We start from the raw sequence: 19,072 nt of genomic DNA, 5'->3' as shown, positions 1-19,072 counted from the left end.
TTTCACTCCATAATCTCTAATTCTTTCTTGACTAAACATAATCAATCCTCCCCTCTTTATTGTTCAAGTATTCTGCTACTATAGTTGAACAAGGATGCGATTCCTTATTCAACTCTTGCACCCGTTAGTTGAATTACTTTACTTCAAATTCTCTCGGAGTAGTGATTATTAAATTGTTATGTGGACCAACACTAAAAGAAGTTCCTACATATAATTGATAATTTCCTTTTTGAAGTTTAAGGTCTTTAATCGTTTGAGAGAATTCATCTCCCTTTTGCATAGTTTTTTTAACGTCATCAAAAGCAACCTGTTTAACTACAGTTCCATTTTCCTTGTTTTCTATGACAATTGAAAATTGGGGCTTTTCGTCAAACTGTATTTCTTCGCCAACATATTCAAAATGTGAAGAAACCTCTATTATATCTTCTTCTTCATATACGCTCTTATCTGTTTGGATTGATAAAATAAAATCATTTAATTGCTTTTCCTCATTTATTGGTTCATTTGAAACACTGTTATTACAACCCACTAGAAATAATAAAATACTAATAAAAACAACATAAATCTTCTTCATTTTAGACCTCCACTATACAAAACAAGTTATCGTTTGACAATAACATAAATCAATACTCTTATTAAACATAACTGCTGCAATAGTTGAACAAGAAATGCCTTTTCCTTATAGAAGTAAAGCTACCCGTTAGTTCAAGAAGATAGGTCCCTATTATTTAATAAAAATACTTAACATCTTTCTATTCGTTTTGTTTTTCAGGAAAAATGAAGTTAACCCAAGCACAGCAAAAGCAATAAATAAGCCAATAGGAATCGAGTAGAAATTATCCAAAGTTGAAATTTCTTCATAACCCGCAACCATATAATAGTTTTCATATGGGTCTTTCATGTCCATCCAAACGTGTTCAGTAGAATTTTTAATTGATGAATCTCCAGATTCAATAGCTACTTCCCAATTTTTCATCATGTCTTGTTTAGAAGCTGCTTTTCCAGGTTCAGGGTTTTTAAATATAACAAAATATTCAATTTCTTTTGTTTCTTCAACAAGAGAGACTATTTTCTTATTTTTCTCTTCAGAAAATGTGCCTTCTGCCAATATCTCACTAACACTACTTATTGTTTGGTCTATTTGTTGAAGTTCATTTTGGTTATTTCCCCCAACCAATATCAAACCTATCAAAACAACTATGCCTAAAAAGAGAGCAACCATAGATGTTCGAAATAAATTTTTAACGATTTTGTTTTGAGTTTTAAATAAACTAAATAACCCTCTTGTAATTTGTTTTTCATCTCCAAAACGACTAATAGCAATATCTATCGCCTGTTTTTCTGACTTTCCTTCTGATTTTAAATCTTCTACTGCTTCTATTAAATGCGAACGCATTTCTTGTTTTAACTCTATTGCTTCCTTTCCACTAACACCTGAATATATCGAATTAACAAATTCATCTATTTGTTTCATTATTTTTCTCCCCCTTTAAAAACGAATCAATTATTTTTTTTACAAATTCCCATTCCTTACGCTTTTCTTCAAATCCTTCTTCACCTAAAGGCGTGAGTTTATAATATTTTCTTCTTCCACCTGGTCCTTGTTCGTCACCCCAGTATGAAGAAATCCATTTATTTTTTTCTAATCGCTTTAAAGACAAATAAAGCGTACCTTCCTTTAATTCAAATTGTTCTTCGCTTTTTCCACGAACTATTTTGGCTAACTCATAGCCGTACATATCTCTTGTATGTAAAAGCGAAAGGATTAACGTATCAATGTGACCTTTTAGAACCTCTTTGTTTACTTCCATAATTCCACCTCCACCATCACTATAAATAATATTACTTAATAATACAAGGTATTACTTCAAAAAAATTATTTCTTCTTACACTAACCTGCTGCTATAGTTGAACAAGAAGTGCAATTCCTTATTCAAGGAAAGCACCCGTTAGTTGAATTTCCCACTTAAAGCATTTTCCCATTCTTCTTCAATGTCAACATGACTATAATTAAAATTTCCTAACCTCCAACTACCTTCCCCATGGGCAAACCACAAACCAACATTCTCTTTGACTTTTTCTTCACCATTCTCTACTATAACTAAATCAACTGCTCCTACTGGATAGGTATCATCTAACTCCACATTTAAATTTTTATAATCTACAAGATAAGTTCCACTTTCTTTTAAAGCTTTTACACGTTGAACCCATAATTTTTTTGCATCTTCATAAGATATTGTTGGTTCTAAATCAGAAGCCCTATCATAAAAATAAACACTCTCAAACGCTTCTTCATAGTCCTGCTCTATTAAATTATCTAAAACACCTTGAGCAGCATTTCTAGATTGGTTTTCATCTATAATACCTGGTATATACGCATAACCTAATACACCAATTATTCCTACAAAAAATAAAATCGTAATAATTTTCTTCACAAGAACACCACCTTCAAAAAATACTAAGATTCAACCATAAAATTCCGATACCCAACTTACAATTTGCTGTTTTAATTAAACAAGGGTACATTACCTTATTAAAGAAAAGCACCCGTTACTTTAAGTACATCATTGCACAATCTGAATAACTCATCAGTTTTATAATGGTTTTACAGCATCGACTATGAGTGAAACGAAACCCAAGTTGCCATTTTGGTTTCGGTGGTCAAATCGCTTTGAACGGTAGATAAACCCCTTCTTTTCATCCCAATCATTGAAATGAAATTTACCCTCACCATCGCAATATTCTAGTAGAGTAACGTTAAAACCAGCTTCTTCAAACATAGAGCTAAATGTCTTATAATTATGTACAATTTTATGACTTGCTGCAGGGTGGTCTTTAGGTCCAGGTCCTCCTACTTGAACCCCTTCCTGGTATTCTTCATCTGGAAAGAAACCATCGGGAACGGCACAACGTATATATCCACCAGGCTTTAAAAAATCAAAACAAATCCTTGCAGCTTCTGTTCCTTCTTCATAAGTTAGATGTTCCCAAACGTGTTCTGCTAAAACAGCTTCAAGTGAGTTAGGAGAAAACTTATTCTCCCAATCAACTCTTTTTATCAAATTTAGCTCATTTTCTTGCGTTTGAAGCCATTCTGGATTGTTATTGTGTTCACCTGCACCAATGACGACTTTTAGATTTTCTTTTAAATCCATATTACCGCACCCTCTCCTCAAAGTAGATGTTTTTTCTTCTCTACTTTATAACTTCTTATTGAATATTACTGCTCTTTAACGTTATAGGGCTGCCATATTCGACAGCCCGTTGTTCAGCTATTGCCCCAAGTTAATTTAATAAGACTTAGATAAAATTTTATCTATTTAATCCTTCTTTTATCGCCCAATAATGATGTTCGTGAATTAAAAGCTGTTTCGCACTTTCTATTTCTATCCATTCTATGTAATGTTCATCTTCTATTGGTTCTTGTACTTTATCAGACAAGTCTGCTAAGTAGAAATAGCCATCACTAAGTAATTGTTCACCTTTGGTTGATTGGAAGTATCTCATTGCATTGCCAATGTAGGAACCAAAGAATGCTTTGTAACCTGTTTCTTCTAACATTTCTCTTTCAAGGCATTTGAGATGACTTTCACCATTTTCTATTCCGCCACCAGGTAAAAAGTGATGACCTCTTCCATTTTGAACAGTCATAACTTTATCCTTTTTAGTATTGAAAATAACAGCATAAACACCCTTTCGGATTTCATATTCAGTTATATCACTATTCTCTCCAAATATTTTTTTCATTTTTACACCTTCATTCCAAATAAAATTCTTCTTAAGCATTACTGCTGCATTAGTGGAACAAGGGTGGCAATTCCTTATTGAAGGAAAGCACCCGTTAGCTTAAGTACATATTTTCACAATCTCCTTGGAGTTAAATATTTTAATCCCATTTTTTCTCTTTTCGATAAAGGTTTCTTTCGGATGATGATAAAACCTTAGCAGTCGAAGGACGCTTCACAGTTGGTAACAGTATTTCGTCAAAAAAATCCTCTTCGGCAAATACGTTCCACGGTGTAACTCCATAAAAGGCGTTTGCTAATTCTTCGAGAATTCCACTTGTAAAATCCGTGGTAATACCAATAAACTTCTTAGGAACGTCCTTTTTTTGAACTCCTACATTCATATTACCGAGGACCTTCCAATTGTGATTATCTAATGAATTAGGTGTTAATGATAATATCGAAATAAAGGGATTGCTTACAATTTCCTCTAATGTTGGAACATCGGTTTTATTAATATCAAATAAACCACAAACAGGGTGTGTATAGCTTGTCCATACTACCTGTCCAAAACCATATGTACCATTCTCTAGAGGTACTTGGAAAATATCTCCTGCTTTCCATTTTTGTTTCTTGGGTCTTTTATGTGAGAGTAATTGATTTTTGGCAATACTTATTTCTTCTTCGGGTAAGTTCACATTAGCAAGTTCGTTTATGATTCTTGCTATCTCCAATATCAAATCAGCATTAGTTGTACGTATTATAACCGCACTCGATTCGTAATCAAAACCAATACGTTTGTATATATTGGGTTCCACCTTTTCTCTTACTGTTTTGCGAAGAAGTTTTACTGCCTCATTATTTGTTTCTAATATAAACAACTCAGCTAAATCTTCATCAATAAAGAAATATGAAGTTGACGCATCTGGTAGAAGGATTTTTATTTCCCCTAATTTATAAGTTGTTTCCATTGTTCTTCTTTTCCCCTTTTGTTTATTAAAATTATAACACCGAATAGAAATCTTTTTCTTCAACTAACCTGCTGCGTTAGTTTAAGTACATTTCTTCACAAACTCTGTATTTATTTTAACATAAATATTCAGAATACCTTGTAAAATCAAGCGGAAACTAATCAATTTCCAATTTATTGGTAAATTTATGTATGCCGATTTGCATACGAATTTGTAGGTCAAAATGTAGACTTACACTGGCTATTGTTACCTAACAAATTGGGGTACAAATTACACTACAATTTTAATGGATATTAAACCTAGAATACTAGTACACCAACAAAAAATGACCATCAAATTAGCATACAAAATTGATAGTCATTTTACATTTTTAGTGTCTGTGATAGGAAAAGGAACCCGTTAAGATAAAACTGAGTATTTTCCATCCTGTTCCACTATTAAACCCAATCGTTCAGGATTGAACCTACTGATTCGGCGGATCCTCATTCCGTTATTTCCTAAAAATTGCCTGTTTTGATCGTGTTATGTAATCCTCATTCCGCTATTCATCCTTTTCAGCCACATTTTTCGTTGTTTTTACATAAATAACGGAACCAGGAACCGCTTCAACCTTACATAAAGGCATTTTCTCCTATTTAACGGAACCACGATCCACTTCACTAGTTTGCAAGATCCACATCCCACTAACCTGCCCCTCACCCCTGCTTTTTCTCACCAAAAATAATCCCCCAACAACAATAATATAATTTTAATCAACATTTTATTATTGTAAAACGATAAATAATGTGTTAAAGTCAATATGATATTAAATTAGTGAGGTGCTTTTAATGAAACGTGGATCAACACTCTTTTTAAAAATAGCTGTAATTCTGATTGGAATTCCAATTCTTGCTTTGTGCATATTCGGGTTGCCTATTTTAGCTAAAGAAGCAGCAGAAAGTGCGAAGTTCGCCTATGTACTATATGGCATTTTAATAATTATGTACGCATCGGCAATACCCTTTTTCGTTGCATTATATCAGGCTTTTAAGCTTTTAAGTTATATTGACAGGAACAAAGCGTTCTCGGAAATATCTGTAAAAGTTCTAAAAAATATAAAATACTGCGCAATCACAATCAGTGTCTTATATGTGGTTGGCATGCCCTTCTTCTATATTTTTGCGGAATTAGACGATGCCCCAGGTGTTATATTGGTTGGCATGCTCTTTATTCTTGCACCAATGGTCATCGCTGTCTTTGCCGCTGTTCTCCAAAGACTTTTGCAGGAAGCAATTACTATAAAATCAGAAAATGAATTAACGGTCTGAGGTGAATAAAATGGCTATTATAATCAATATTGATGTAATGTTGGCTAAAAGGAAAATGAGCGTAACAGAACTTTCGGAGAGAGTTGGAATTACGATGGCTAATCTTTCTATTTTGAAAAATGGAAAGGCAAAAGCAATCCGATTATCAACTTTGGAGGGTATTTGTAAGGCTTTAGATTGTCAGCCTGGAGATATTTTAGAATACCGAAGTGATGATAACACCCAAGGTTAATTATAAGGAGGTAAAAACGATGAGAGCACTGAAACAGCTCACTCATTTTGGATGGGAGCAAGCTCTGTCATGTTTGTTTCCCGTTGTTATTTTTTCCTCTTTGGCCTTCACCCAAATCCTGCCACTTCCCTTCATACCGCGATATGACTTGTTGCTCATCATCTGCCTTCTGATGCAGTGGTGGATGGTGCGTTCCGGGCTTGAAACACGGGATGAACTAAAGGTTATTTCATTGTTTCACCTTATTGGGCTTGCACTCGAAATATTTAAGGTACATATGGGGTCCTGGTCTTATCCTGAGGAAGGATATTCAAAGTTTTTCGGTGTGCCTTTGTACAGCGGGTTCATGTATGCCAGTGTAGCCAGCTATCTTTGCCAGGCTTGGAGAAGGTTAAAGGTTGAGCTTGTTAATTGGCCTCCGTTTTTGGGAGTTGTCCCTCTTGCAGCTGCGATTTATGTGAATTTTTTTACTCATCATTATTGGATTGACGTTCGTTGGGTGTTATCTGGACTTGTGATTATCGTCTTCTGGCAATCTTGGGTAACATATGAGGTTAATGGGACGCGTTACCGTATGCCACTCTCACTTTCTTTTGTGCTTATCGGTTTTTTTATATGGATAGCCGAAAATATCGCAACAATCTTTGGAGCCTGGGAATATCCAAACCAAACCGACGCATGGAGTCTCGTTCATCTGGGAAAGGTCAGTTCATGGCTGTTATTAGTAATTGTGAGTTTTCTTATAGTAGCGACTTTGAAACTGGTTAAGGGAAGAGATTCCATTAGGATAGAGACTAAGCAAGCTTTATAATTGTTGGTACAACTCCAAAATAAAAGGCAGCATCAATACTGCCTTAAATCACCATTAAAGGTAGCTAATAATAGTATCCTCCACCGTACCCATACCCAGGATAAGGAGGATAATAATATGGGAAACCGAATAATCTTCTGAAAAAGTGAAACGGGAAACGTTGTCTGCGGAATCGACGGAACCTTCTCCTCCGCGGCCTTCCGTAATCATCGTAATCGTAGTTATAATCATATCCATAATCAAATTGTCTGTTCATTTGTTCTGCATCAACTTCTTCTGGGACTAACATGGTCACACCTTCCTCATCCATGCTATCGATAATTCCGTCAACCTGTGTCCCATCGCTAAGTTGCCCGATGACATGGTAGCTCATATACTGTCTACATAGCCCTTTAATTTGGTCAGGTTGGTAATCTCCCTGATATTCATGAGGATTCATCTGCATATTGTTGTGCACTAAATATCTCTCCTTCCTTTACATCAATATGATATTCTCCCAGCTTGGGTTATGTGACCATATCAACTAGGTAAATTCAGATTTTAATTTAGCGATACTCTTGTTATAAAACTCAACTAATCACTTGGGAATTACTATAGAAAAAACGCTCAGAATTCACCTGAACGTTTTTGTTTACTAATCATGCTTTTAAAAACTCGTTTGAATTTTACGTTGATAATAACTTTTCCAGATGTTTTTCTGTAGGTGTTAGGTTAATTAAAAAGTATGATTCCCGCAACCTTCTGAATGGGTGACTTTTTTCCAGATAAGCTGCCCCACCATAATGCAACATGTCACCATGCGCAGCCTTAACCGTCAATTTGTCAATATCCAGGCGAACCTGCAAGATTTCCTTCCAGGTCTTTTTCAGTTCATTTTGCTCCAAAATTGACGTAATCTTTTCCTTTAAAATAAAATAATCCTGTTCCAATTCGTCCGGTTGAATTGATAAAAACTTATTGACTCCACCTTGCTTGCCTGGTGCCTTTTTTATCGATTGGATGGCTGCAGATGTAACACCGAGCCCAAGTGAAATTTGATAAAGTACAAAAGCCGGACGAACGTGGACTATAAAATTTTCAGCATCCGACGAAATGATCCAATCATCAGGAATAAACACATTATCAAATTTACATGCATATGTTGCGCTGCCATTTACACCTAAATAATTTGCCTTTTCCTTCAACTTTAATCCGTCGGCATCAGAAGGTACATAAGCCATAATTTGCTGGTAATCATTTAAGGAAGCCATCACCCCGAACCAATGATTACCCTTCAAGTTGGAAACAGATGGTAAGTTACCGGCAATAACGAAACCACCTTCTCTTCGGTCAGCCCTTAAGTGTAACGGCTCTAATCCAGCATAGTATTTCATTGGATTTGATAATCCTGTACCTCCAAGAAATTCACCTTTTTCAAGAGAAGGAAGCAGTTCTTTTCTTAGGTAACGATTGCTACTATAGCGCAGATAAGTTAATGAGGCAAGATGACACCATAAATTGAATGCTGTTGTCATACACGTTTTTGCTGTTTCTTCTACGAGCAGCATTTCGCGCTCAAGCACCTCAGGCGTTTGGATTCCGTTCGAATTAGTAAGTCCCGCTTTTCCTAAGTCAGTTAAGAAATCCTCAGCATAATAGGCTTCCGCATCGATCTTTTTGACAAATGGCTTCAACTTATCTTTGATGATTGGAGCCAAATTTTCCTTTACTTCAGATTTATCCGCTACCATTTGCATCAACTCCCTCCTCCTTCTAAAACCACCCGCATAGATGGTAGACATTGCTATGTAAAAAGCTGCTGACAACCTCCGAAATTCCGAGAGATTATCAGCGAATGAGATGATTAGTCATCATTAATTTCAGTTATGGAATCGATTGGCGTATCCACCGCTTCACGTGCCCGTTTCACAGCTGACTCATCTGGTGCATCATAAAAACAAAGACACTTACTCATATCCTCACACACATAAGTTCTTGAGAAGGAAACCTCTGGAACCTCAGCATAATGCACAGAATTCTTTTTCTTGCGTTCTAAGTATTTATCCATTGTGAGACTCTCAGGTAAATTCCATTCGACAAGGTAATTAATATTGTCCTCCTGCTTTTTCACATCTTCCAATTCTTTTCCTACAAGTCTTACTTCCTTGATTAGTTGGATCGAAACGCCTGATTCACTTAAATTTTCTTCAATAACTTGGGTTCCCTCAGCTTCAAAAATAAAAAATACTCTTGAGAAGTCTTTTGAGACCTGAACTTCAATTAAATTAACGTTCTTCTTGCTTAAGTCCTCTTGGATTTCAGCAATTTTGGCTTCAAAGTCTTCCTTTTTATTTATTTCTGCATTCAACTCAGACTCTGTTAAATAAAGGGTCATGGTAAAAATCCTCTCCTTTTGGGAAATTTAAATTTTTATTTAAAGTTTATAATTCCAATAGAATTAGTCAACTTTATATCTTAAGGTTATTTTATTATACTAACTTCAAAAAATCAACCTTGTTGAAAAATATGTTATTATTTATTTACACGAAAAAAAGACGGAGGGTTTATAATATGAAGACAACAACCTATAATTTACCTTGTAATATCGCACAAACCTTGAACATCATTGGAGACCGCTGGACACTGCTAATCATACATGAGATTTTAATCGGAAATACTACGTTCAGTGACATAAAACGGGCTTTAGATGGTATTTCTTCCAACTTGTTATCCGATCGTTTGAAGTATTTAGAAAGCAGTGAATTAATTTCTTCCACGTTATATTCCGAACATCCGCCAAGGTATTCCTACACCCTGACTAAGAGTGGTGAAGATCTGGAGGATGTCTTCAATGCGATGATTCTCTGGGGCAAAAACAACCTGGAAAAATGCTATAAAAAACTTATTCATCAAAAGTGCAATAATGAAGTGGATATCACTTATTATTGCTCCCATTGCAATGAAAATGTAGATGACATCGTTGCAGTAGAAGCGGACTAGACTAAAACTAATATAAGTAAAGACCAGGATAACATTCCTGGTCTTTCTTTTATAAAAAATCAATCACTTGGCGACATTCCCCATTGTCTTTCAATCCATCGTTCTAATAAGCGAATTCCCCTATCAAGCAGTAAGCCACAGATACCAATAAAGATAATACCTGCTAAAACAAGATCCAATCGCAATAAGTTTCTGGCATCAACTATTAAATAGCCTAATCCTGACTGAGATCCAACCATTTCACCTGATACAAGAAATATCCATGCTGTTCCTATTCCAATATGAAGCCCGTTAGCGATTGCTGGAAAGGCGGCAGGAAAGATAATTTTTGACATCAGGTGCGGCTGTTTGATTTCTAAATTCCGTGCTAATTTAAGGTATGTCGAATCCACCTTTTTCACCCCGGAAATAGTAGATAACAATATTGGGAAAAATGCAGCAATAAAAATAATCACTATTGCCGGAGTACTTCCAATGCCAAACCACAGCACGATAAACGGCGACCAGGCAATCGGTGATACGGGCCTCAGCACCTGTACGATGGGATTGGCAATATCCCATAGTTTTTGAATACGCCCCAGGGAGAGGCCAAGAACTACAGCTAATATCGCTGCTGACAGATATCCAACTAAAAACCGTGATAAGCTTGCTTTTAAATGAACGAAGAAAACCCCATTAACAAGCATGGAAACAATTGCCTTAGCAACTGTGATAGGTGGTGGCAAAAGAGCCTCCTCAATATCTGTCACCCATATAGTGACCTGCCAAATTGCAACGATGATAACAACCGCTATCAAAATATCCTTTGTTTTCTTCAAGATTTTCATAACATCACTTCGCCTTGTTAATTAATGTATTATCGACAAACTCGTCATAAGCAGGAGGATTCTCTAGTAATCCCATTTCTATTAAGTACTGGCTTAGTTGTTCATAAGCATCTTTGTTTATTTTCAAATTATCATAGGAAATCCATTTTAATGATAAATCCATGACCTCTTTGTCCACTTCCATATACTTAGAGGAAATTTCCTTTACGTGTTCGTCCTTTGCCTCTGCTTTACTTCCAGCCTTGACATAACTATCCACGAAGTCCTGTGCAGCGTCTTTATTATTTTCAATAAAATCACCTTGCAAAATCAGAGCACAATCAACGGAATCCTGCCACAGCTCTTCGGATTGATGCAATACTTTAGCATTACCTAAAACAACGGACTGAGCACCGAATGGCTCTGCCACTACATATCCTGCAATTCGACCTTGCGAAAGAGCTGCTGGCATTTCTGCCGGAGCCATTTCCACAGCGTTCACATCTTTATAATTCATTCCTGCCTGTTTAAGCATTGCATACAATAAAATATTGTGCGTTGAAAACTTATGTGGAATCGCAAATGTTTCACCCTTTAAATCGCTCACACCTTTAATATCCTTAGAACCTACCAGGACGTTCCCATCCCTGTGCCCAAGTGCTACGGCCTTTAGATCAATCCCCTGTTCTTTCGCTCTCATGGCAACTGTTATCAGACTTGAAGCTCCATCTATCCTTCCTGTATTTAAAGCATCCATCAAATTTGGCCATGAGGAGAATTGGACAAGTTCAAGATTAAAACTCTTTTCAGTCTTCTTCAACATTTCTTTTTGCATGTATAGTGGTACAGCATGTGTAATTGGCAAATAACCTATTTTAATGGTTGGCTTTCCTTCACTGCCACTACTAGCGCTTTGCCCACACGCGCTTAACAAAAGAATGGCTAAAAAAAAGATAGCCATCAATAAGAACTTTTTCACTTTCATTCTTTTTCCCCCTATCGAAATTGATTTTCCCCTATAAAATAGTAGCTGTTTTCTAAAAGATAGTTCTCTTAAAACAAAATGTACAAAAAGAGCCTATATAGTAAATTCAGGCTGTGGTGTTGATCCGCTTAATTGGAATTCGTTTAAAATTAGCTTCCGATAATATTGGAAGTCATCCCCACTGCGATCCCTTGGTTTATATGTATCTATTATGATTTCCCGTTGAATCTGTCCCTGATCTGCACCCATAATCATGACTCGGTCAGCTAGATAAATAGCCTCATCAATATCATGTGTTACCAGAACAATGGTTGTTTGAGCCTTTTCTTGGATTTTTAATAATTCATCCTGCAAATAATAACGAGTAAATGTATCTAAAGCCCCAAATGGCTCATCCATCAGCAGTAAACCAGGTTCAATCGCAAGTGCTCGCGCAATTGCTACACGTTGCTGCATCCCACCCGAAAGCTGACGGGGAAAGTGATCGGTTTTACCATCCAAACCAACTAAGTTTAAGTATTTCAAGGCACGCTCCTTTCGTTGGTTTGACGATAGATTTATATTTTCCAGTCCCAATTCTACGTTTTTTATAACGGAGCGCCACGGTAAGAGTCCATAATCCTGAAAAAGCATAACGCTTTTCCTGCTTGGTCGAGTAACTTCTTGACCGTCCAACATAATATGACCATGATCAACGGTCTCAAATCCACCAATTAAATTAAGCAGCGTGCTTTTCCCACAACCACTTTGACCCAAAACAGCGACTGTCTCACCTTTCTTTATATCAAAGTTGATATCATTTAATACCTGTTCAGACTCTCCCTTATTTGCATAACTTTTATATAAGTTCTCTATTTGGATAAGCGGTGTCTCACTCAAATAATTACCTCCTTTCATTACAATTCCAATCGGTTTAGTTGGTTTTAATGTTGTTAGTTATTTTATTATACTTTGTTCAAAAAAACAACCTAAGTTGTAAAACGTTCTTTTATTTAAAGTAAACACATTCGGTTTAATTCCATTTGCAATACATTCTTTTCGTTAATAGTTACTTCCTCAATATTTCCCTTATAATATATTTGACGAAGAATCCAACCAATATTTTGAGCGAGGGCATAACTAAAAATTTGATTATAAATGTTGAGTAACTTTGGTGCATTCTCTATTGTATAACTTTTTTAATAACAAACTGTCTAATGGTTCTTAATAAGGAACGAAATCATACTTTATAAAGGAATGAATATATTAATTAAAAAGGAGATGTTTTTTTGAAAAAAAGAGGAGTTCTAATGATGACTGTAGCTATTGTCTTTGTAGTAACATTTGTATTAACTAATGTGGCTGGTGCGCAATCCTATGGTCCTGTTGTATCAAAGCAACTTTCTGAGGTTCGGCAGGCAACAACTAAATACCATGACATTAAAGTGGCCTTTGAAGATGGGTACGGACCTAAGGATGAAGCTAAATACCATCTAGTTCCTAACATGGGTATTCACCTAACAAATAACGAATTACTAGGAACCAGCACCAATGACCCGTTAGCTCCAGAAGTTCTAGTTTACGAGCCTAAAAAGAATGGCGGTTACAAATTAGTAGCTGTTGAGTACATGTCTCTCGGTGAGAAGCGTCCATCATTATTTGGTCAAGAGTTCGATGACGGACCATTTCCTGGCTCCTTTGCTTTGCATGCTTGGGTTTGGCAGGCAAACCCAGATGGGATGTTTTCTCCTTTCAATCCAAATGTAGCAAATTTGAATAATAATTCGGAATATCCACGGTAAAAAAGAACAAACCACTTAATTTTCAATAAAATTAGTGGTTTGTTCTTTTTTTAGCAATGTACTACAGTATAGGGTATCTGTTCTTAACGTTAAGCTATATTTTCTTTAGCCAGAAACAAGTACTCCTTGTCCTTATTTTTCATCTGTTTTTCCGTCGCCATCATCTTTAGTTGTTTCTTTTCCAGGTGCAAACCAGCCTAATAGGGCGATAGCAACCAGGATTCCATAGAACGTAAGGGTCCAAACTGTACTATGAGGAAAATCATGAGCCAGTACGCCAATTTCATCATGTGCTAGGGTTAGAACGGCAAGCTTGACGCCAACCCAGGCTACAATCGCGTAAGCAGTTGTTTCCAGAGCCGGACGCTTTTCGAGCAGCTGAACAAACCAAGTTGCTGCATACTTAATTAAAATCAGGCCGGCAATTCCTCCGAGTACAATCACAGCAAATTTACCGCCATCCATTCCGCCGAATTCACCAATCGGAGAATCCGGTAGTCCAAGTGCAAGCGCAACCGCTGCAAGAATTGAATCAATTGCAAATGCGAGATCCGCTAAAGCAATCTTACCAACTGTCGGCCAGAATCCCTTGCCTTTGGATTCTTCTTCAATATCCTCTTCAACTTTTTCATTCTTTTTACCGAACCGTGCCTTGATCACATGCTTCAGACCAAGGTAGAGAAGGTAAGCCGCACCAATAGCTTGTACCTGCCAAACATTCGCGATAAAAGAAATTGCAAATAAAGCACCAAAACGGAAGAAAAACGCCATAATAATACCATAGTTGATTGCCTTTTTCTTCTGATCAACCGGTAAATGCTTAGCAATAACTGCCATAACAAGCGCATTATCAGCTGACAACAAACCTTCCAGACCAATTAGAATTAATAATGTCCATCCATATTCAAGTAAGATTGATTCCAAGTGTGTTCCTCCTAAATAATACTCATTCATATCGAAATGCCTAATAATAAAGTGATTTTTGTCATCAAATAACGTTAAGTTCCATTATTGATTGTAAATCATTCCTTAAAAAAAGAAAACCTCCCCTGCCTCTCTACAGGTAAGCACCAATTACTTATCCTTTCTATCTTTCCAAACAGGCAGTTAACCATTCCATCTTCCAAAGATTTAGGCCGACTTTTATTCGCGTTTAAATTCTGCTGCCTGGTTGATTAACTCGTCCATCAATTCCTCTGCTGAAATTGTTCTATCTCCTCCGCCTTGCGCAACAGAATCACTCCCCCCGCCTTTTCCATTAATAATGGGCAGGACATTCTTAACAAAATCATTCATATTAATCATCAAATCGTTACTTCTCGAACAGATAAGTTGGAGCTTGTCCGCTTTTTGATTGATAAGCAATACTAGTATTCCATCTGATTTTGCAGCAATCCGTCTAGCCAGTTGCTGAAGTTCCTGCATTGACCGGTCATGAAAAACTGCTTTTGCTACTTTCCAATTGATATATGGTTCCGCCTGTTCAATGTAGGACTCTGCCTCATATTCAATCAGCTCCATGTTCAACTCATTGATCTTTTTTTCGAGGTCTTTATTCAGACGTAAAGTCCGGATTGCAGTTTCATTCAAATCCCCTTGCGGAGCATTCAGTGTATCCGTTAAAACCTGAATAATCTTATGCTTTTCATCGAGTTGTTTTAGCACTCTGCTCCCACAAACAAAGTAAACACGTATTTTGGTCTTCTTTTGCTTTTCCCAATGCAAAATTTTAACAGAATTTATCTGCCCAGTCGAGTCTGGATGTGTCCCGCCACAGCCGTTATAATCAAAATCCGGAATGATGACGAGACGAATATTATCTGAAACGGATACTTCTTTCCGTAGCGCAAAGTTAGATAGTTCCTCTTCTGATACCCATCTTGTTTCAACAGGGCGATTTTCCAGGATGATGTTATTTGCGGTATTTTCCACAAGAGCTATTTCTTCATCCAAAAGGCTTTCTACTTCAAGGTCAATCGAACAAATTTCCGCACCTAAATGGAAGCTAACCGTGCTGTAATTAAATTTCTCTTCAAATGCGGCCGACAAAATATGCTGGCCGGTATGCTGCTGCATATGATCAAAGCGCCGGTCCCAATCTATTTCCCCAATGTATTCCTTATGTATTTCAGCAGAATCGTCTAGATAATGTCGGATCTCCCCATCGATTTCCTCCACATCATACACATTCACACAATTCAGTGTTCCAGTATCATGAGGCTGACCGCCACCAGTGGGGTAAAAAGCCGTTTGATCTAAAACAATAAAGAAACGGCCTTTCTCATCTCTATCCGACTTCTGCATTCTGGCTGTAAAGCTGCGAACATACTGATCCTGGTAATATAATTTTTCTGTCACCATAGTTGTACTCCTTTGTTTAATATACAGACTTTATTTTATCATAAACAGGCATTTCTTCCGCTTAATACAATCAAATTTGTTGCATTAAAATTCAGGATAAGATAACTTCACTAGTAAATGTAGCAGATACATAAACGATGAATGAGACACCGTATTTAATGCAAATACTACTAATATTGTGAGGGGAATAATGATGAAACTTGTCGGAATATCGGGTGCACTGGCTGGTGAGAAGACATCTCTAGCTGTAAATGACGTTTTGGTCGCTGCTCAACTTCTTGATTCAGCCATTCAGACAGAGTTAATTGATTTAAGGGACTATGATGTTGAGTTTGCTGTTGGCGCACCGTTAGCAGATTATAACGAAGATACTTGGGATGTTGTAAGTAAAATATCAGCTGCCGATTTTCTGGTATTTGGCACGCCAATTTACCAGGCATCCATTTCGGGAGCATTAAAAAATCTGTTGGACCACTTTCCCGAAAATGCCTTCAAATATAAAGTCACAGGTATTATAGCAACAGGCTGGTCCAGCAATCATTTTCTTGTGCCAGAATATCAATTAAAGCCAGTTCTCTCCTATTTTAAGGGATTAGTTCCAACAGGGAATGTCTTTATCCATAACGATGCCTTTAACTTGGAAAGTGATGAAATTATAGATCGTAATGTTTCAGACAGAATTCAAAAACTTGCCGAGGAACTGATTTATCTTCAACGGGGTATTAATAATAGATAATGTTTCAGCCCTAGTCACTATAAAATTTTCGTTCTGCAGCATACTAATGTATAATTGGCTATGTAAGCAGTTAAGAAATACTGCATAGGTAGCACAAAAGCTTACCTACATTAAAGCTTGACGATACTAAGTTTGGCATGTATTCGTAATCAAAAGGAGTGGAAAAAATGAACAATAGTCAATTTGAGAAAATAAAAAATGGAAAAGGTTTTATTGCAGCCCTTGACCAAAGTGGTGGCAGTACGCCAAAAGCATTAGCGAATTATGGTGTTTTGGAAGATTCTTACTCAAATGAAGAAGAAATGTTTAAATTAGTACATGAAATGCGCACGCGGATTATCACATCACCTGCTTTTGATTCTACATATATCCTTGGTGCCATTTTGTTCGAACAAACCATGGATAGTAAAATAGAAGGTATGTATACAGCAGATTATTTAGCTGATAAGAAAGAAATTGTGCCATTTTTAAAAGTGGACAAAGGACTAGCAGAACAATCAAGTGGTGTGCAACTGATGAAGCCTAACCCAGGTTTGGATAAATTACTTGAACGTGCAAATGAACGCAATATTTTTGGTACAAAGATGCGTTCTGTTATTAAAGAAGCTAACGCAGAAGGTATTAAAGCTGTTACTGACCAGCAATTTGAAGTTGGAAAACAAATTATAGAAGCTGGCTTAGTTCCGATTATCGAACCAGAAGTGGATATTAACAGCAGCGACAAAGAGAAATCTGAAGAAATATTAAAAGACGAATTGCTAAGCCATCTTAATAAACTATCTGAAACAGATAACGTTATGCTGAAATTATCAATTCCAACAAAAGCAAACACTTATGAAGAATTAATCCAACACCCACGCGTTGTTCGGGTTGTCGCTCTATCTGGCGGGTATCCTCGTGAAGAAGCTAACGAAAAGCTTGCAAAAAACGACGGCCTGATCGCCAGTTTCTCCAGAGCATTAAGTGATGACTTAAATGTTAACCAAACAGATGAAGAGTTTAATGTTGCCTTAAAAGAAGCGGTAGACTCCATCTATGATGCCTCAATTAATAAAAAGTAATGCAGTTAAAATAAGTGCCTGGTACCTTAGACGATGCTGAATTGTCCAGGGCGCCAGGCATTTTTAGTTTCTCCGGAGTCTTGATCTCCAAGGATTAGTACTGCAACTAGTTTGTTAATTACGCATACTGAATTTGTTTCAGGTAGTCATCAAGACATCTGTAATGTGAGCCGGTCCCCTCAACTACACCCATATCGACAATTTTTTGTAGTGCTTCGACTGACTCAAATTGGGACCGCGTAATAAGTTTGGTTTTCTCACCCTGATCAATAAAATTCATCGTTACATGCGTTTCTGGCATACTATCTGCGCTATTACCTTCCTCATCCGAGAATACATCGGTGTAGACGATTTTTTCCGGTGCACTGATTTCTTCATAAACCGTTTTACCCCAGGATTCCTGGCCATAGAATTCTCCCTGGTTTTTGTCTGTGCACCGCATGCAATAATGCCACGCACCACCCGGCTTAAACTCAAATTTGAGACTTTCGGTTTCCCATCCTTTTGGTCCCCACCAGTTTCCCAAGTGATCAGGCTCCGAAAACGCCTTAAATACTAAGTCCCTTGGTGCTTCAAACATTCGCTCCATAACAAGCGTCCGGCCTTCCGTTCTGTGCGATAATTTGTTTTCTGACATTTAGTTTCCTCCTAAAATTATTTTATTGAACAATACTAAAAAAATCCTCTTCTCCTTCCATTTGAATTGAAATAATATAACAGTAATCTGACTGCGATATCATTCCTTACTCTTCATCTTCCTTTTCCTGCAGTTTTACCAAATAATCGTCCAATCGGTCGAATCTCTCCTCCCAGACTCGGCGGTACGATTCCAGCCAGGCGTCTATCTTCATGAGTGGCTGAGGTCTAAGCTTATAGATCCTTCGATTAGCAATCGGTTCTACCTCAACGAGCCCAGCATCACTAAGCACACGGAGGTGTTTGGAAACTTGAGGCTGACGAAGCTGAAGTTGTTCGGCGACTTCTCCAACTGTAAGGGGGCCATCGCGCAATAATTCAATGATGTTTAAACGATTAGATTCAGCAAGAGCACTCATAATTTTTTCCATATATTAAATATACTCTAAAAGGAATATTCTTGTCAAGGAATATTACTAAATAATAAGTGCCTCTCTCAGATGAAGGGTTCAAAGGAGCAGAATGTGAATCACAAAGTTATGAAGTGGATCGTGGTTCCGCTGATATGAACAAAACTGTCAAGTCCCAAGCTGTTTTTCCCTTTTTTGGGCATACTTAATACAAGAAGCCGTTTTTACTTCTTTTTATGGGTTAACCGTTTTGGTTAGACTATTTCCTTCT

Annotated in this window: 24 protein-coding genes; 7 read left to right on the top strand and 17 right to left on the bottom strand. The window is 37.0% G+C overall.

Features of this window, described 5'->3' with window-relative positions:
• Positions 1–133: 133 nt before the first annotated feature.
• The 7 genes from ACTWQM_RS19890 to ACTWQM_RS19860 form a co-directional block, all read right to left on the bottom strand.
• Positions 134–574 carry a hypothetical protein gene (locus ACTWQM_RS19890; RefSeq protein WP_443259875.1) on the bottom strand — a complete coding sequence of 147 codons (441 nt, stop codon included), beginning with the start codon at positions 572–574 and terminating at the stop codon, positions 134–136.
• Positions 575–724: 150 nt separating this feature from the next.
• A complete protein-coding gene (locus ACTWQM_RS19885) occupies positions 725–1,474 on the bottom strand; it encodes a permease prefix domain 1-containing protein (RefSeq protein ID WP_443259874.1) in 750 nt (249 codons plus the stop codon).
• The gene (locus ACTWQM_RS19880; RefSeq protein WP_443259873.1) at positions 1,458–1,811 is read right to left on the bottom strand and encodes a PadR family transcriptional regulator; all 354 of its coding nucleotides are present in this window, start codon (positions 1,809–1,811) and stop codon (positions 1,458–1,460) included. Before ACTWQM_RS19880 ends, ACTWQM_RS19885 begins: the two co-directional genes overlap by 17 nt.
• A 138-nt stretch (positions 1,812–1,949) precedes the next feature.
• Positions 1,950–2,435: a hypothetical protein gene (locus tag ACTWQM_RS19875; RefSeq protein WP_443259872.1), complete on the bottom strand. Its 486-nt coding sequence runs from the start codon at positions 2,433–2,435 to the stop codon at positions 1,950–1,952.
• A gap of 159 nt (positions 2,436–2,594) precedes the next feature.
• The gene (locus ACTWQM_RS19870; protein WP_443259871.1) at positions 2,595–3,155 is read right to left on the bottom strand and encodes a class I SAM-dependent methyltransferase; all 561 of its coding nucleotides are present in this window, start codon (positions 3,153–3,155) and stop codon (positions 2,595–2,597) included.
• A gap of 157 nt (positions 3,156–3,312) precedes the next feature.
• On the bottom strand, positions 3,313–3,786 hold the full coding sequence (locus tag ACTWQM_RS19865; protein ID WP_443259870.1) for an NUDIX hydrolase: 474 nt from the start codon (positions 3,784–3,786) through the stop codon (positions 3,313–3,315).
• A gap of 100 nt (positions 3,787–3,886) precedes the next feature.
• Positions 3,887–4,696 (bottom strand): Imm26 family immunity protein, encoded by an 810-nt coding sequence (locus ACTWQM_RS19860; protein WP_443259869.1) that lies wholly within the window; start codon positions 4,694–4,696, stop codon positions 3,887–3,889.
• A gap of 827 nt (positions 4,697–5,523) precedes the next feature.
• Here ACTWQM_RS19860 and ACTWQM_RS19855 point away from each other — a divergent pair.
• The 3 genes from ACTWQM_RS19855 to ACTWQM_RS19845 are packed head-to-tail and all read left to right on the top strand — an operon-like array spanning position 5,524 to position 7,046.
• Positions 5,524–6,003 carry a DUF2975 domain-containing protein gene (locus tag ACTWQM_RS19855; RefSeq protein WP_443259868.1) on the top strand — a complete coding sequence of 160 codons (480 nt, stop codon included), beginning with the start codon at positions 5,524–5,526 and terminating at the stop codon, positions 6,001–6,003.
• A gap of 10 nt (positions 6,004–6,013) precedes the next feature.
• Positions 6,014–6,235, top strand: a complete 222-nt coding sequence (locus ACTWQM_RS19850) for a helix-turn-helix domain-containing protein (protein ID WP_443259867.1) — start codon at positions 6,014–6,016, stop codon at positions 6,233–6,235.
• A 19-nt stretch (positions 6,236–6,254) separates the two neighbouring features.
• Positions 6,255–7,046: a DUF817 domain-containing protein gene (locus ACTWQM_RS19845; RefSeq protein ID WP_443259866.1), complete on the top strand. Its 792-nt coding sequence runs from the start codon at positions 6,255–6,257 to the stop codon at positions 7,044–7,046.
• Positions 7,047–7,110: 64 nt separating this feature from the next.
• Here the strand turns inward: ACTWQM_RS19845 and ACTWQM_RS19840 are convergent, their stop codons facing one another.
• The 3 genes from ACTWQM_RS19840 to ACTWQM_RS19830 form a co-directional block, all read right to left on the bottom strand.
• Entirely contained in the window at positions 7,111–7,503 is a 393-nt protein-coding gene (locus tag ACTWQM_RS19840; RefSeq protein ID WP_443259865.1) for a hypothetical protein, read from the bottom strand.
• A gap of 208 nt (positions 7,504–7,711) precedes the next feature.
• Complete coding sequence (locus tag ACTWQM_RS19835; RefSeq protein WP_443259864.1) at positions 7,712–8,782, bottom strand: acyl-CoA dehydrogenase; 1,071 nt, start codon at positions 8,780–8,782, stop codon at positions 7,712–7,714.
• A gap of 107 nt (positions 8,783–8,889) precedes the next feature.
• A complete protein-coding gene (locus tag ACTWQM_RS19830; protein WP_443259863.1) occupies positions 8,890–9,420 on the bottom strand; it encodes a DUF4242 domain-containing protein in 531 nt (176 codons plus the stop codon).
• Between the two features lie 176 nt (positions 9,421–9,596).
• On the opposite strand from ACTWQM_RS19830, the gene ACTWQM_RS19825 reads away from it, so the two are divergent.
• Positions 9,597–10,025 carry a winged helix-turn-helix transcriptional regulator gene (locus ACTWQM_RS19825; protein WP_443259862.1) on the top strand — a complete coding sequence of 143 codons (429 nt, stop codon included), beginning with the start codon at positions 9,597–9,599 and terminating at the stop codon, positions 10,023–10,025.
• Positions 10,026–10,084: 59 nt separating this feature from the next.
• Here the strand turns inward: ACTWQM_RS19825 and ACTWQM_RS19820 are convergent, their stop codons facing one another.
• From ACTWQM_RS19820 to ACTWQM_RS19810, 3 genes are all read right to left on the bottom strand, one after another.
• Complete coding sequence (locus tag ACTWQM_RS19820; RefSeq protein ID WP_443259861.1) at positions 10,085–10,852, bottom strand: ABC transporter permease; 768 nt, start codon at positions 10,850–10,852, stop codon at positions 10,085–10,087.
• A gap of 4 nt (positions 10,853–10,856) precedes the next feature.
• Positions 10,857–11,816: an ABC transporter substrate-binding protein gene (locus ACTWQM_RS19815; RefSeq protein WP_443259860.1), complete on the bottom strand. Its 960-nt coding sequence runs from the start codon at positions 11,814–11,816 to the stop codon at positions 10,857–10,859.
• 93 nt (positions 11,817–11,909) lie between these two features.
• The gene (locus ACTWQM_RS19810) at positions 11,910–12,695 is read right to left on the bottom strand and encodes an ABC transporter ATP-binding protein (RefSeq protein ID WP_443259859.1); all 786 of its coding nucleotides are present in this window, start codon (positions 12,693–12,695) and stop codon (positions 11,910–11,912) included.
• A gap of 389 nt (positions 12,696–13,084) precedes the next feature.
• Here ACTWQM_RS19810 and ACTWQM_RS19805 point away from each other — a divergent pair, with 389 nt between their 5' ends.
• Positions 13,085–13,597, top strand: coding sequence for a hypothetical protein (locus ACTWQM_RS19805; RefSeq protein WP_443259858.1), 513 nt, complete (start codon positions 13,085–13,087; stop codon positions 13,595–13,597).
• A 132-nt stretch (positions 13,598–13,729) separates the two neighbouring features.
• Here ACTWQM_RS19805 and ACTWQM_RS19800 read toward each other — a convergent pair whose 3' ends face one another.
• Together ACTWQM_RS19800 and ACTWQM_RS19795 are read right to left on the bottom strand one after the other, a co-directional pair.
• Entirely contained in the window at positions 13,730–14,521 is a 792-nt protein-coding gene (locus ACTWQM_RS19800; protein ID WP_443259857.1) for a TerC family protein, read from the bottom strand.
• A gap of 219 nt (positions 14,522–14,740) precedes the next feature.
• Positions 14,741–15,958 (bottom strand): alanyl-tRNA editing protein, encoded by a 1,218-nt coding sequence (locus tag ACTWQM_RS19795; RefSeq protein WP_443259856.1) that lies wholly within the window; start codon positions 15,956–15,958, stop codon positions 14,741–14,743.
• A gap of 193 nt (positions 15,959–16,151) precedes the next feature.
• Between ACTWQM_RS19795 and ACTWQM_RS19790 the strand changes: the two genes are divergently transcribed.
• Both ACTWQM_RS19790 and ACTWQM_RS19785 read left to right on the top strand, forming a co-directional pair.
• Entirely contained in the window at positions 16,152–16,694 is a 543-nt protein-coding gene (locus tag ACTWQM_RS19790) for an NADPH-dependent FMN reductase (RefSeq protein ID WP_443259855.1), read from the top strand.
• 167 nt (positions 16,695–16,861) lie between these two features.
• A complete protein-coding gene (locus ACTWQM_RS19785) occupies positions 16,862–17,755 on the top strand; it encodes a fructose bisphosphate aldolase (RefSeq protein WP_443259854.1) in 894 nt (297 codons plus the stop codon).
• A gap of 118 nt (positions 17,756–17,873) precedes the next feature.
• On the opposite strand, the gene ACTWQM_RS19780 is transcribed toward ACTWQM_RS19785, so the two are convergent.
• Both ACTWQM_RS19780 and ACTWQM_RS19775 read right to left on the bottom strand, forming a co-directional pair.
• Positions 17,874–18,392 carry an SRPBCC family protein gene (locus tag ACTWQM_RS19780; protein WP_443259853.1) on the bottom strand — a complete coding sequence of 173 codons (519 nt, stop codon included), beginning with the start codon at positions 18,390–18,392 and terminating at the stop codon, positions 17,874–17,876.
• A 106-nt stretch (positions 18,393–18,498) separates the two neighbouring features.
• Positions 18,499–18,822, bottom strand: a complete 324-nt coding sequence (locus tag ACTWQM_RS19775; protein WP_443259852.1) for an ArsR/SmtB family transcription factor — start codon at positions 18,820–18,822, stop codon at positions 18,499–18,501.
• Positions 18,823–19,072: the final 250 nt, after the last annotated feature.

Source organism: Virgibacillus sp. L01 (assembly GCF_052246775.1).
GTDB lineage: Bacteria > Bacillota > Bacilli > Bacillales > Amphibacillaceae > Lentibacillus.
The sequence above is the reverse complement of the archived record's forward strand: the minus strand, read 5'-3'. Positions and strand labels throughout refer to the sequence as shown.

Bases quoted from the DNA above. Each gene is read 5' to 3' on its own strand.
- ACTWQM_RS19890 (WP_443259875.1), bottom strand. From the start codon at position 574: ATGAAGAAGATTTATGTTGTTTTTATTAGTATTTTATTATTTCTAGTG.
- ACTWQM_RS19885 (WP_443259874.1), bottom strand. From the start codon at position 1,474: ATGAAACAAATAGATGAATTTGTTAATTCGATATATTCAGGTGTTAGT.
- ACTWQM_RS19880 (WP_443259873.1), bottom strand. From the start codon at position 1,811: ATGGAAGTAAACAAAGAGGTTCTAAAAGGTCACATTGATACGTTAATC.
- ACTWQM_RS19870 (WP_443259871.1), bottom strand. From the start codon at position 3,155: ATGGATTTAAAAGAAAATCTAAAAGTCGTCATTGGTGCAGGTGAACAC.
- ACTWQM_RS19865 (WP_443259870.1), bottom strand. From the start codon at position 3,786: ATGCTTAAGAAGAATTTTATTTGGAATGAAGGTGTAAAAATGAAAAAA.
- ACTWQM_RS19860 (WP_443259869.1), bottom strand. From the start codon at position 4,696: ATGGAAACAACTTATAAATTAGGGGAAATAAAAATCCTTCTACCAGAT.
- ACTWQM_RS19855 (WP_443259868.1), top strand. From the start codon at position 5,524: ATGAAACGTGGATCAACACTCTTTTTAAAAATAGCTGTAATTCTGATT.
- ACTWQM_RS19850 (WP_443259867.1), top strand. From the start codon at position 6,014: ATGGCTATTATAATCAATATTGATGTAATGTTGGCTAAAAGGAAAATG.
- ACTWQM_RS19845 (WP_443259866.1), top strand. From the start codon at position 6,255: ATGAGAGCACTGAAACAGCTCACTCATTTTGGATGGGAGCAAGCTCTG.
- ACTWQM_RS19835 (WP_443259864.1), bottom strand. From the start codon at position 8,782: ATGCAAATGGTAGCGGATAAATCTGAAGTAAAGGAAAATTTGGCTCCA.
- ACTWQM_RS19830 (WP_443259863.1), bottom strand. From the start codon at position 9,420: ATGACCCTTTATTTAACAGAGTCTGAGTTGAATGCAGAAATAAATAAA.
- ACTWQM_RS19825 (WP_443259862.1), top strand. From the start codon at position 9,597: ATGAAGACAACAACCTATAATTTACCTTGTAATATCGCACAAACCTTG.
- ACTWQM_RS19820 (WP_443259861.1), bottom strand. From the start codon at position 10,852: ATGAAAATCTTGAAGAAAACAAAGGATATTTTGATAGCGGTTGTTATC.
- ACTWQM_RS19815 (WP_443259860.1), bottom strand. From the start codon at position 11,816: ATGAAAGTGAAAAAGTTCTTATTGATGGCTATCTTTTTTTTAGCCATT.
- ACTWQM_RS19795 (WP_443259856.1), bottom strand. From the start codon at position 15,958: ATGGTGACAGAAAAATTATATTACCAGGATCAGTATGTTCGCAGCTTT.
- ACTWQM_RS19790 (WP_443259855.1), top strand. From the start codon at position 16,152: ATGAAACTTGTCGGAATATCGGGTGCACTGGCTGGTGAGAAGACATCT.
- ACTWQM_RS19785 (WP_443259854.1), top strand. From the start codon at position 16,862: ATGAACAATAGTCAATTTGAGAAAATAAAAAATGGAAAAGGTTTTATT.
- ACTWQM_RS19780 (WP_443259853.1), bottom strand. From the start codon at position 18,392: ATGTCAGAAAACAAATTATCGCACAGAACGGAAGGCCGGACGCTTGTT.
- ACTWQM_RS19775 (WP_443259852.1), bottom strand. From the start codon at position 18,822: ATGGAAAAAATTATGAGTGCTCTTGCTGAATCTAATCGTTTAAACATC.